Genomic DNA, 12,420 nt, shown 5'->3' with positions numbered 1-12,420 from the left:
CGGTCAGCCGGTGCGGTACTGCTCGGCCAGGTCGGCGCGGAGCGTGAGCCCGTGTCCGGGCGCGCCGTCGGCGCCAGGCCGGATGCTGCCGCCGGACGGGTCGAGGGCGCCGTCGAAGAGCAGGTTCTCGATGCGCACGTGGTCGTGGAACCACTCCAGGTGGCGCAGGTTGGGCAGGGCGGCGGCCGCGTGGGCGTGCACGTGCGGGGCGCAGTGGCCGGACAGCTCCAGCCCGTTGGCCTCGGCGAGGGCCGCGGCGCGCAGCCAGACGGTGAGGCCGCCGCAGCGGGTGGCGTCGGCCTGCAGGCAGTCCACCGCGTCGGCGCGCAGCATGTGCCCGAAGTACGGAAGGGTGTAGCCGTATTCGCCGGCGGTGACGTCCGGCGTGACGGCGGCCCGGATGTGCGCGAGCCCGGTGAGGTCGTCGGAGGAGACCGGTTCCTCGAACCAGGTGACGCCCTGGTCAGCGAGGTGGGCCGCGACGCGGACGGCCTGCTTGCGGGAGTAGCCGCCGTTGGCGTCGACGTAGAGGTCGGCGGTGCCGCCGATGGCGCGGCGGGCCGCGGTGACGCGCTCGGCGTCCCGCCACGGGGCGCTGCCCCACGACTCACCGATCTTGATCTTGACGCGCGGGATGCCCTGCTCGTCGACCCAGTGCCGCAGCTGGCGCTCCTGCTGCTCCGCGTCGTACGTGGTGAAGCCGCCGCTCCCGTATACGGGGACCTCCGCCCGGCACGCGCCGAGCAGCCGTACCAGCGGCAGGTCCAGCAGCCGCGCCTTGAGGTCCCACAGCGCGAGGTCGACGGCCGAGATCGCGCCGGCGACGAGGCCGGGCCGCCCGGCGTTGCGGACGGCCCGGTTCATCGCCTCGTTGGTGCCCGGCACGTCCAGGGCGCAGCGCCCGGTCACCACGTCCGCCAGTTGCCCGCCGACGACCTGTGCGGTGGCGGGCGCGCCATAGGTGTATCCGAAGCCGGTGGTGCCGCCGGACCGCACGGTGACCAGCACCAGCGTCGTGGAGTTCCAGGTGAGCGTGCCATCGCCCTCCGGGGCGTCGGTCGGGACGGTGTAGACCGCCGTCCCGACCGACTCCACCGGCGGTCCGTCGTGCTCCTCTTGCTCGTCCGTCATCAGGCGTTCTTGCCGTCCTCGGTGCCGGGCCGGTCCTCGCGGTGCCGGTGGCCCGGCAGCATCTCCTGCACCTTGGCCTTGAAGCCCTGCTTGATCACGTCGGCGCGGTCGCTGTCGCCCTTGAGGATCGCGGTGGCCGCGGCCTCGATCTGGTCGAAGCTGGCGTGCGGCGGGATCGGCGGCACGGCCGGGTCGGTGCGGAAGTCGATGACGAACGGGCGGTCGGCGGAGAGCGCCTGGCGCCACGCCGACTCCACGTCGCCGGGCTTCTCCACGCGGACGCCGCCGAGGCCGATGGAGCGTGCGAAGTCCGCGTACGGCACGTCCGGGATGTGCTGCGAGGGCTCGAACTGCGGCGCCCCGGACATCGCGCGCATCTCCCAGGTGACCTGGTTGAGGTCCTCGTTGTTCAGGACCGCGATGATGAGCCGCGGGTCGGACCACTGCTGCCAGTACTTGCGCGCGGTGATCAGCTCGGCCATGCCGTTCATCTGCATCGCGCCGTCGCCGACGATGGCCAGCGCGGGCCGCTCGGGGTGCGCGAACTTGGCGCCGATGACGTACGGCACGCCGGGGCCCATGGTGGCCAGGGTGCCGGACAGCGAGCCGCGCATGGCGCCGCGCATCCGCAGGTGGCGCGCGTACCAGTTGGCGGCGGAGCCGGAGTCGGCGGCGAGGATCATGTCGTTCGGCAGCAGCGCGTCCAGGGTGTGCACGACGTACTCGGGGTTGATCGGGTCGGCGTCCACGGCGGCGCGCCGCTGCATGACCTCCCACCAGCGCTTGGTGTTCTTCTCGATCTTCTTGCGCCAGTCGCCGTGCTTCTTCCGCTTCAGCTGCGGCAGCAGCGCCCGCAGCGTCTCCTTGGCGTCACCGACGAGGTTGACCTCGAAGGGGTAGCGCATGCCGACCATGTGCGGATCGATGTCGATCTGGACGGCGCGCGCCTGGTCCAGCTCGGGCATGAACTGGGTGTACGGGAAGCTGGAGCCGATCACCACGAGGGTGTCGCAGTCCATCATCAGCTCGTACGAGGGCCGGGTGCCGAGCAGGCCGATGGCGCCGGTGACGTAGGGCAGGTCGTCCGGCAGCGCGTCCTTGCCGAGCAGCGCCTTGGCGACGCCGGCGCCGGTGACGTCGGCCAGCTCCTCGACCTCGGCGCGGGCGCCGCGGGCGCCCTGCCCGATCAGGATCGCGACCTTCTCGCCCTCGTTGATGACCTTCGCGGCGCGGGCGACCTCGGGGTTCGCGGGGACCGGCGCGTACTGGGCCATGCCCAGGCTGGAGGGCACCATCTTGAACGCGTGCTGGGGCGGGGAGTAGTCCAGCTCCTGCACGTCGGCGGGGATGATGATGGCGGTGACGGTGCGCCGGGCGATCGCGGTGCGCATGGCCCGGTCGATGACGTTGGGCAGCTGCTCGGGGACGGTCACCGTCTCGCAGAAGTCGGAGGCGACGTCCTTGTACAGGCTCGCCAGGTCGACCTCCTGCTGGTAGGAGCCGCCCATGGCGCTGCGGTTGGTCTGGCCGACGATGGCGACGACGGGGACGTGGTCGAGCTTGGCGTCGTAGAGGCCGTTGAGGAGGTGGATGGCGCCGGGCCCGGAGGTCGCGGCGCAGACGCCGACCCGGCCGGAGAACTTGGCGTAGCCGACCGCCTCGAACGCGGCCATCTCCTCGTGCCGCGCCTGGACGAACTCCGGCTTGTTGTCGGCCCGCCCCCAGGCGGCCAGCAGGCCGTTGATGCCGTCACCCGCGTAGCTGAACACGTGGTCGACGTCCCACTCGCGCAGCCGCTGGAGAACGTAGTCGGACACCTTGATCGACACTGGGATTACCTCTCATTTCGCATGGGTGACGTGCGGTGCGGAACGGCGGGCCGCCGACCGGCCGACGACGGCGGCGGCGACGCCGAGCGCGGCCAGCGCGCCCGCGGTGAGCAGCCGGGCGTCCCGGGTCCGGGCGACGGGCCGCTGGGCGAGCACTTCGGGCCCGGTGGCCGGCAGCGGCCCGTCGATGCCGAGCGCGAGGGCCTCGGCGAGGTGCAGCGCGCGCCGCCCCGTACCGCCCTGCTCGATCTGGGTACGGCAGCTGAACCCGTCGGCGATGACCAGGGCGCTGGGCGCGGCGTCCCGTACGGCGGGCAGCACGCCGAGCTCGCCGACCTTCATCGACAGGTCGTGGTGGCCGCGTTCGAAGCCGAAGTTGCCGGCCAGCCCGCAGCACCCCTCGTCCAGCACGTCGGCCTGGATACCGGCCCGGCGCATCAGCTCCCGGTCGGCGTCGTCCTTGAGGACGGCGTGCTGATGGCAGTGGGTCTGCACGGTGGCGATACGGGCCAGCCGGGGCGGCCGCCAGTCCTCGGGCGCGTGGTTGAGGAGCTGCTCGGCGAAGGTGCGGAACTGCTCGGCCAGCCGCTGGACGTCCTCGTTCTCCGGCATCAGTTCGGGCGCGTCGGCGCGGAAGACGGCCGCGCAGGACGGTTCCAGGCCGATGACCGGCGTACCGGCCGCCAGCCAGGGTTGCAGCGCGTCGAGGGTGCGCCCGAGGACGCGCTTGGCGGTGCGGAGCTGCCCGGTGGAGATCCAGGTCAGGCCGCAGCACACGGCCCGGGTCGGCACGGCGACGCGGAAGCCCGCGTCCTCCAGTACGCGCACCGCCGACTTGGCGATGGAGGGATGGAAGTACGTACTGAACGTGTCCGGCCACAGGAGGACCGTGCGGGGGTCGGCGGGGTCGGGCTCCGGGGTGCCGCGCGCCCGCCACCACTGGACGAACGACTCCTCGGCGAAGACCGGCGCCGCGCGCTCCCCGGTCACCCCGGCCGCGAGCTTCCCGAGCCGTCCGATGCCGGGCGCGCTCAGCGCGGCGTTGACCAGCCGCGGGGCGGCCCGGGAGAGCCGGGCCCACAGCGGCAGCCAGCCCAGCGAGTAGTGCGCGGCGGGCCGCAGCCGGCCTTCGTAGTGATGGGCGAGGAACTCGGCCTTGTAGGTGGCCATGTCGACGCCGACCGGGCAGTCGGACTTGCAGCCCTTGCAGGCCAGGCAGAGGTCCAGGGCGTCCTTGACCTCGGTGGAGCGCCAGCCGTCGGTGACGGGCGAGTCACCGTGCCCGCCGAGCATTTCGAAGAGCAGCCGGGCGCGCCCTCGGGTGGAGTGCTCCTCCTCGTTGGTCGCCCGGTACGAGGGGCACATCACGCCGCCGGCGTGCGCACGGCAGTTGCCGATGCCGACGCAGCGCATGACGGCCCGGGTGAAGGAGTGGTCGTCCTCGGGGTAGCCGAAGTGCGTGTCATGGCTCTCCGGGCTCCAGTGCGCCCCGAGCCGGAGGTTCTCGTCGACGCGATACGGGGCGACGACCTTGCCGGGATTCATCCGGTCGTCCGGGTCGAACAGCGCCTTGACCTCGCCGAACGCGGTGACCAGCCGCTCGCCGAACATCTTCGGCAGCAGCTCGCCGCGGGCCTGCCCGTCCCCGTGCTCGCCGGAGAGCGACCCGCCGTAGGAGGCGACGAGGTCGGCCGCGCGGTGCACGAACGCCCGGAAGTCGGCGACGCCCTCGGCGGTCTTGAGGTCGAAGGGAATGCGGGTGTGCACGCAGCCCTGTCCGAAGTGCCCGTAGAGGGACGGGTGGTCGTACTCGAACTCCGCGAAGAGCTGCTTCAGATCGCGCAGATAGTCGCCGAGTCGGCCGGGCGGTACGGCCGAGTCCTCCCAGCCCTCCCAGGTCTCCCGGTCGTCCGGCGGGCGCGCGGTCACACCGAGCCCGGCCTCGCGCGCCTTGAGCATCTTCTGTTCGCGCTCGGGGTCGTCGGAGAACGCCACGTCCGGGTCGTTCTCGCCGCGGCCGATGGCCCGCAGCAGGTCGCACGCCTGCCCGTCGACGTCCTCCCGGCTGTCGCCGCTGAACTGCAGCAGCAGCCAGCTCTCGCCTTCGGGGAAGCGTTCCAGGGAGTCCAGGAACGCCCCTTCCTCGCGCATGAGCTGGGCCATCCGCCCGTCGATCGCCTCCAGCTGGCTGGGCCGGCAGTGCTCGAGCAGCCGCGGTACGTCGTCGGCCGCGGCGCAGATGTCGTCGTACCCGAGGACCACCATGGCCTCGTAGGGCGGTACCGGCACCAGGTCCAGCTCCGCGTGCAACACGGTGACCAGGGTGCCTTCGCTGCCGATGAGGAGGCGGGCGAGGTGGAACTCGTTCTCCGGGAGCAGCGCGTCGAGGTTGTAGCCGGAGACGCGGCGCGGGATGCGCGGATAGCCCCGCCGGATGTCGCCCATGTAGCGGTCGGCGATGCGGCGCAGGCCCTGGTACAGCTCGCCCTTGCGTCCGCCGCCGGCCACGGCCTCCTCGTACTCCGTGTCCGAGGTGGCACCGACCCACATCCGGATGCCGTCGTAGGTGAGCACCTCCATGCGGCGTACGTTGTCGGCGGTCTTGCCGTACGCCTGCGCGGAGGCGCCGCAGGAGTTGTTGCCGATCATGCCGCCGAGCGCGCAGTGGCTGTGCGTGGACGGCTTGGGCCCGAACTTCAGCCCGTGCTCCGCCAGTTGCCGGTTGAGGTCGTCCAGCACGATGCCGGGCTCGACGACGCAGGTGCGGCGCTCCAGGTCGACAGAGACGAGGTGGTGGCAGTACTTCGTCCAGTCGATGACGACGGCGGTGTTGGTGCACTGGCCGCCCAGGCTCGTGCCGCCGCCGCGGGAGAGCACCGGAGCGCCGAACTCCGCGCACACGGCGACCGCGTCGGCGCCCGCCCGCACGTTCCGGGGCGCGACCACGCCGATGGGCACCTGCCGGTAGTTCGAGCCGTCGGTGGCGTACGCGCCGCGGCTGCCCGCGTCGAAGCGCACCTCCCCGTCGACCCGCTCGCGCAGCGCCCGTTCCAGGGCCGCCGCGTCCAGGTCCGCGACACCGCCCGCCGCCGCACGCTTGCGATCGGTGAGCGCCGCTTGCTCGTTCGGTGCCATGGTCACCTTCCTCGTCCGTCCGCCGCCTCGGCTGCGGTGCCGGCGCCCGTACGTGCATACGCCCGCCGGTGACACCGGTACGCCCGGCCGTACGGACGGGCGTACCGGGAACCGGCGGGTCGGCGCTTCAGTCCGTCGAGAGCGCTTCCAGCAGATCCCCGGCCTGCGGGTCGGGCAGCGCGCGGGCGACGTCCGCCAGCGCGACCATGCCGACGAGGCTGTGGCCGTCGATGACGGGCAGCCTGCGGACCTTGTGGTGCGCCATGGTCGCGAAGATCTCCTCGGCGTCGTCGTCGGCGCCGATGGTGACCGCCTCGCCCTGCGCGAGCTCGCCCGCCGTGGTCTTCTCCGGGTCCTTGCCGGCCCCGAGCACCTTCACGACGATGTCGCGGTCGGTCAGCATGCCCTTGAGCTTGTTGTCCGTGCCGCAGATCGGCAGTGCTCCGACACCGAGCGAGGTGATCCGCCGGGCCGCCTCGATGACGCTGTCCTCGGCGCCGATGCACTCCGTGCCGGGGGACATGATGTCGCGTGCGGTAGGCATGTGTGCTGGTCTCTCCTCTGGGACGTGGTTACTTCTGCGTCGTGGTTACTTCTTGCCGCGGCCGGTGACGAAGTCGCGGGCCCGGTCGACCAGCCCCGCGCCGGGTGCCAGCAGCTTGTTGGCGGGCGGCGTGGTCGGGGACTTGGGGTGCGGGCGGGTGGGCGCCGACTTCTTCGCGCTGCGGATCTTCTCGCCGAGCGCGTCCAGCTCCTCCTGCGGGCAGGCGTCCTTGAGCTGCGGGAAGAGCCGGCCCTCCTCGTCCCTGACGTGCTCGGTGACCTCGCTGCGCAGCTTGACGACGAGGTGGTTGAAGTCGGGGTGCTCGGCGTCCGTCTTCTCCAGGTTCTTCAGCAGTTCCTCCACCCGGCCGTGGTCGGCGATCTCCTTGTCGGCGAGCGCGTTGCCCTCGGGCAGGTGCTTGCGCACCGCCGGGTACAGGTGCTGTTCCTCGGCCACCGAGTGCCGGACCAGCTCGATCGTCAGGTGGTCGGCGAGGCGCTTGCGCTCGTCCGAGCCGGGCGTGCTGCTCTCGATCTGCTGGAAGAGCTCGGTCACCTCGCGGTGGTCGGTGGTCAGTTCTTCGATGACGTCGCCGCCGTGACCCATGAGTGCTGCCACCTTTCGCGAAAGCGGCGCGGCCGGACCCTCCGGGCGCCATCGGACGAGTTCCCGTTACCTCAGTCCCGTAACGCCGCAACTCGACCGATCAGGCAGGATTGGGCCGAATGGCTCACATTCATTCGTTTCCGGACAGGGGTGCGCGCCGGGCCGGTACGACGGTCCCGGCCCGGCGCTTTTCCCATCCCCATGGAGCCCATGGCCCGGCGCACGAGTGCCATGCGAGGGCACGGCCAAACGTCTCGATCGAGGCGAATCAGGCGGTGGGGGTGAGATCGGCGCGGCCGAACAGCAGCGCGTAGCCCCGGGGCAGCTGCGCCAGCACCCGCTGCAGCAGCTCCTCGCCCAGGTGGGCGCCGATCGCGGTGAGGACGGTGCTGGCGTCCCAGCGCGCGGTGGCGTGCGTGGCGCCCTCCGTGCGGGCCGCCACGCTGTCCACGAACTCGCACGCGGTACGGCGCCGCTCGTCCCTTATCCCGCCGGCGATGAGCCCGGGCGGCACCGACCTGAGGAACGCGCGCCGTTCCTCGCCGGTGAGCTGGCCCGCGAAGGCCGCCAGTACGTGCTGGACCGCTCGCTCGGCCTCGGCGACGGTCCGGTAGCGCCCCGAGGTCCGCACCGCCGCGAGCAGGTCGCCGCCCATGTGCTGCCTCCTCACCCCCGGTCGCTCCCTCCCATGGTCCGGCTTCCGGCGGAACCCGCAACACCGGGCGGGCCCGGTGACCGCACCGCCTTCCGGCGGCCGCGGCCCGTCCGTACGGGCGCATCACCGGAACGGCAGGCTTCGGCCAGGGCCGGCAGGGGCACCCGTCCCCGCATGTCCCACACTTCAGACCTTCCCGGCATCGACGAGTCGTACTGGATGGCCAGCGCGCACACCACGTCGTACGCCCCGCTGACCGAGGACACCGAAGCCGACGTCACGGTGATCGGGGGCGGCATGGCGGGGATCAGTACGGCGTGGGAGCTGTCCCGGACGGGGCGCCGCGTCATCGTCCTCGAGGCGGACCGGATCGCCGCCGGCGTCACGGGCTACACCACCGCCAAGCTCACCGCGCTGCACACGCTGGTCTACGACAAGCTGCGCCGCACCCGCGGCGGCGGCGCGGCGCTGCAGTACGCGGTCTCCCAGCAGGGCGCCGTGGAACGCGTCGCCGAGGTCGCGCAGGAGCTGGGCATCGAATGCGAGCTGGAACGCTTCCCCGCGTACACCTATGTCCGCGACCCGGCCGGCACCGACGCGCTGCGCGCGGAGGCCGACGCGGCGCGGGAGGCGGGGCTGCCGGCCGCCTACGTCACCGAGACCGGGCTGCCGTTCGAGGTGGCCGGCGCGGTGCGCGTCGAGGACCAGCTGCTCTTCCACCCCCGCAAGTACCTCCTGGCGCTCGCGGAGGACCTGCGGGAGCACGGCGGCGAGGTGTACGAACGCACCCGCGCCACCGGGCTGCACGAGGGCGCGCCGTGCCGGGTGACGACCGAGACCGGCGCGACGGTCACCTCCCGTGAGGTGGTCGTGGCCACGCACTATCCGGTGTTCGACCGGGCGCTGCTCTTCACCCGGCTCTCGCCCCGCCGGGAGCTGGTGGTCGCGGCCCCGATCGAGGCGGACCGCGACGTGCAGGGCATGTACATCACCGAGGAGGAGGGCAAGCGCTCGGTGCGCACCGCGCCGTACGGCACGGACCGGCGGCTGCTCGTGGTCACCGGGGAGCAGTTCCCGCCCGGCACGGGTGACGCCGTCGCGCGGTTCCGGCGGCTGGCCGAGTGGACCGAGCGGCACTTCCCCGGTACGGACGTCGCCTACCGGTGGGCGGCCCAGGACAACGACTCCACCGACACGGTGCCATTGATCGGGCCGTTCCACCCGGGCGCCCGGCACACCTATGTCGCCACCGGCTTCGGCGGCTGGGGGCTCAGCGGCGGCGCGCTGGCCGGGCGCCTGATCGCCGGGCTGATCAGCGGAGATCCCCCGCCGTGGGCCAATCTGTACGACCCGCGACGGCTGTGGGGCCCGGTCCGCGAGGCACCCGCGTTCCTCAGCCACCAGGCGAAGGTCGCCCAGCACTTCATCGGCGACCGGCTGCGCACCACGCACGTCGACTCCGTCGACGAGATCCCGCCGGGGACCGGCGCGGTGGTACGGATCGGCGCCCGGCGGTGCGCGGTGTACCGGGACGAGGACGGCACGGTACAGGCCGTCTCGGCGCGCTGCACCCACCTGGGCTGTCTGGTCGCCTTCAACGCGGCGGAGACGGCGTGGGAGTGCCCCTGCCACGGGTCGCGGTTCTCCACGGAGGGCACGGTGCTGAACGGCCCCGCGCTGCGCCCGCTGGAACAGCTCGACATCGGCTCCGACGTGTAGCGACGGGCGCGCGGGGGCACCCGGGACGGGTCCGTCCACGCGTCGGCGCGGCGCGCCCGCGGCAGGAGAGGAAGCAGCTCATGAGCAGTGCCCCCGAGCGGCGGGTCGTGGTGACCGGCGCCACCGGCAACGTCGGCACCAGCGTGGTCCGCATACTGAGCGAGGACCCGCAGATCGACGTGGTCCACTGCATCGCGCGCCGCACGCCGCGCGACGCGCCCCCGAAGACCACCTGGACCGCGGCCGACATCGCGGACGAGGAGTGCGACCTCGCGGCGGACTTCGCGGGCGCGTCGGCCGTCGTGCACCTCGCCTGGGCCTTCCAGCCCACCCACCATCCGCCGCAGACCTGGCGCACCAACGTCCTCGGCTCCCTGCGGGTCTTCGAGGCGACGGCGCGGGCCGGGGTGCCGGCCCTCGTCCACGCCTCCTCGGTCGGGGCCTACTCCCCCGGCCCCAAGGACCACAAGGTGGACGAGTCCTGGCCGACGCACGGCTGGCCGGACGCCGCGTACTGCCGCGAGAAGGCATACCTGGAACGGGTCCTGGACGGCTACGAGCGTGAGCACCCGGACATGCGCGTGGTGCGGATGCGTCCGGCGTTCCTCTTCAAGGAGGAGGCGGCGTCCGAGCAGCGCCGGATCTTCGGCGGGCCCGCGACGCCCGCGCCGGTCGGCAAGCTGGCCCGCCCCGGGCTGCTGCCGTTCCTGCCGGACGTTCCGGGCCTGCGCTTCCAGGTGCTGCACACCGAGGACGCGGCCCGTGCGTACCGGCTGGCCGTCCTCGGCGACGCGCGCGGCGCCTTCAACCTCGCGGCCGAGCCGCCGGTGGACATGCCGTTCCTGGCGCGGCTGCTGAAGGCCCGTACGGTACGGATGCCCGCCGCGGCCGCCCGCGCCGCGCTCGGTACCGGCTGGCGGCTGCGGCTGGTACGCGCCTCGCCGCACCTGTTCGACGCGGTGCTGGGGCTGCCGCTGATGGACTGCGGCCGGGCGCGCGAAGAGCTGGGCTGGCGGCCGGAGAGCACCGCCGCCGAGGCGGTGGGCGCGCTGCTGAGCGGCCTGCGGAAGGCGAGCGGCGCGCACACGCCGCCGCTGTCGAGCACCCCGAAGACCGCCTGAGCGCCGCCGCCCGGGCCGTCGTCCCGGCCGTCGTCCGGGCCCGCTGCGCCGTTGGGCCGAAGCTGATCATTTCGGGTTTCCGGTACCGCGACGACGGGCACTCCGGAGGCGCCGCGGCAGGTCACCGCGTCCACCGTGACGCGCGTCCCGGACGGCCCTGCGGCACGCAGCCCATCAGCACCGACCTCTGGAGGAAGACATGGCCGAGAAGGGGAGCGGGCCGGACAGCCCGCTGCAGGACGACGAGGTGAAGAAGCGCCTGGAGGGCGAGCTGCGGGCAAATCGTGGCATCCGGGTGGAGGAGGAGCACGAGCCCGAGCCGGCGGGCGAGGACCAGCCGGCGGTGCGCCGCTCGCCCGAGGGGACCCTGGAAGGCGGCACGCCCCCGGGGATGTCCGCCGAGGACGTGGAGATCCGCTCGGACCTGGCCCGCCACCTCGACCCCAGCATCTACCCCGCCGACCGGTCCGCCGTGCTGGACTCCCTGCGGGACAACCACGCGCCGGACCGCGTCCTCGCGCGGGCCGAGAACCTCCCGGGCGGGCAGCAGTTCGCCAATGTGCAGGACATCGTCCGGGCGCTCGGCCTCGGTGTCGAGGAGCGCCGTACCTGACCACGCGCGGGGCGGCCCTTCGCGGCCGCCCTCCCCCCTGGCATGGTTGCGCCGGGCCGGATTCTCCCCTCCGGCCCGGCGCCTTTCCATCTCTCCCATGACCGGCCGCTCGGCCGGGGAGCCGAGTGCCACGCTCACGGGTCCCCAAACCTCCGCCCTCCCCGGGCGTGCTCCGTACGGCGCATACAGGGTGCGGACCCCGCCGGTACGGGGTGCGATGGGAGGCGAGGAGGTGGCGGACGTGGCACACGCAGTCTGGGCCGGTGCGCTCTCGTTCGGGCTGGTCTCCCTGCCGGTACAGCTGGTGACCGCGACGGAGAGCCACACAATCCACTTCCACCAGCTCCAGCGCGGTACTTCGGACCGGGTGCGCAACAAGCGGGTCAATGAACGCACCGGCAAGGAAGTCGCGTTCGACGACATCGTCAAGGGCTATGACGCCGGGGACGAGTACGTGCTCGTGGAGCCGGAGGAGCTGGACGAGATCGCGCCGGGCCGGTCCAAGTCCCTGGAGATCACCGGTTTCGTCGACCTCGACGAGGTCGCGCCGATCTTCTTCGACAAGACGTACTACCTCGCGCCCAAGGGCAAGGAGTACGCCAAGGTCTACGGCCTGCTGCGGGAGGCGCTGGCGAAGGCGAACAAGGCCGGCATCGCCACCTTCGTGATGCGCAACCGCGAGTACCTCGTCGCCGTCAAGGCCGAGGACGACATCCTCGCCCTGCACACGCTGCACTGGGCCGACGAGGTCCGCGACCCGCACAAGGAACTGCCGACGCTGCCGGGGCGCACCAAGCCGGACAAGAAGGAGCTGGACACCGCGGTGCAGCTGATCGACGCGCTGTCCGTGGACTGGGACCCGGACGAGTACCACGACACGTACCAGGAGAAGGTGCAGCAGCTCGTGGAGGCCAAGCGCACCGGGGAAACGGTGGAGAAGGCCGAGCCCGCGCCGAAGGCGACCAACGTCATCGACCTGCGCGAGGCCCTCCAGGCCAGTGTTGACCGGGCGAAGGGCGGCAAACAGAAGTCCGGCGGCGGCCGGAAGAAAAAGAAAGCGTCCTGAT

At 72.6% G+C, this 12,420-nt stretch carries 10 protein-coding genes; 4 read left to right on the top strand and 6 right to left on the bottom strand.

The genetic code is table 11. The features are described 5' to 3' along the window. Positions 1-3: 3 nt before the first annotated feature. From IF04_RS0112840 to IF04_RS0112815, 6 genes are all read right to left on the bottom strand, one after another. Positions 4-1,131, bottom strand: coding sequence for an enolase C-terminal domain-like protein (locus IF04_RS0112840; protein WP_030255097.1), 1,128 nt, complete (start codon positions 1,129-1,131; stop codon positions 4-6). Then, a complete protein-coding gene (locus IF04_RS0112835; RefSeq protein WP_037959366.1) occupies positions 1,131-2,954 on the bottom strand; it encodes a thiamine pyrophosphate-requiring protein in 1,824 nt (607 codons plus the stop codon). Before IF04_RS0112835 ends, IF04_RS0112840 begins: the two co-directional genes overlap by 1 nt. A gap of 18 nt (positions 2,955-2,972) precedes the next feature. After that, complete coding sequence (locus IF04_RS0112830; RefSeq protein ID WP_078600237.1) at positions 2,973-6,095, bottom strand: FAD-binding and (Fe-S)-binding domain-containing protein; 3,123 nt, start codon at positions 6,093-6,095, stop codon at positions 2,973-2,975. 127 nt (positions 6,096-6,222) lie between these two features. Then, positions 6,223-6,639 carry a CBS domain-containing protein gene (locus IF04_RS0112825; RefSeq protein WP_030255088.1) on the bottom strand — a complete coding sequence of 139 codons (417 nt, stop codon included), beginning with the start codon at positions 6,637-6,639 and terminating at the stop codon, positions 6,223-6,225. A gap of 45 nt (positions 6,640-6,684) precedes the next feature. After that, complete coding sequence (locus tag IF04_RS0112820; RefSeq protein ID WP_030255086.1) at positions 6,685-7,245, bottom strand: hemerythrin domain-containing protein; 561 nt, start codon at positions 7,243-7,245, stop codon at positions 6,685-6,687. Positions 7,246-7,513: 268 nt separating this feature from the next. Continuing rightward, the gene (locus tag IF04_RS0112815) at positions 7,514-7,900 is read right to left on the bottom strand and encodes a DUF2267 domain-containing protein (protein ID WP_051831177.1); all 387 of its coding nucleotides are present in this window, start codon (positions 7,898-7,900) and stop codon (positions 7,514-7,516) included. A 174-nt stretch (positions 7,901-8,074) separates the two neighbouring features. On the opposite strand from IF04_RS0112815, the gene IF04_RS0112810 reads away from it, so the two are divergent. The 4 genes from IF04_RS0112810 to ku all read left to right on the top strand — a co-directional run bounded on the left by IF04_RS0112810 (position 8,075) and on the right by ku (position 12,419). Then, the gene (locus tag IF04_RS0112810; protein WP_030255080.1) at positions 8,075-9,619 is read left to right on the top strand and encodes an FAD-dependent oxidoreductase; all 1,545 of its coding nucleotides are present in this window, start codon (positions 8,075-8,077) and stop codon (positions 9,617-9,619) included. 80 nt (positions 9,620-9,699) lie between these two features. Further along, on the top strand, positions 9,700-10,740 hold the full coding sequence (locus IF04_RS0112805; RefSeq protein WP_030255078.1) for an NAD-dependent epimerase/dehydratase family protein: 1,041 nt from the start codon (positions 9,700-9,702) through the stop codon (positions 10,738-10,740). A 199-nt stretch (positions 10,741-10,939) separates the two neighbouring features. Next, the gene (locus IF04_RS0112800; protein WP_030255075.1) at positions 10,940-11,353 is read left to right on the top strand and encodes a DUF2795 domain-containing protein; all 414 of its coding nucleotides are present in this window, start codon (positions 10,940-10,942) and stop codon (positions 11,351-11,353) included. A 241-nt stretch (positions 11,354-11,594) separates the two neighbouring features. Further along, positions 11,595-12,419 carry a non-homologous end joining protein Ku gene (gene ku, locus IF04_RS0112795; RefSeq protein WP_030255074.1) on the top strand — a complete coding sequence of 275 codons (825 nt, stop codon included), beginning with the start codon at positions 11,595-11,597 and terminating at the stop codon, positions 12,417-12,419. Position 12,420 lies beyond the last annotated feature (1 nt).

This window comes from Streptomyces violens (assembly GCF_000717745.1).
GTDB lineage: Bacteria > Actinomycetota > Actinomycetes > Streptomycetales > Streptomycetaceae > Streptomyces > Streptomyces violens.
This window is presented reverse-complemented; position numbering and strand designations above follow the sequence as displayed.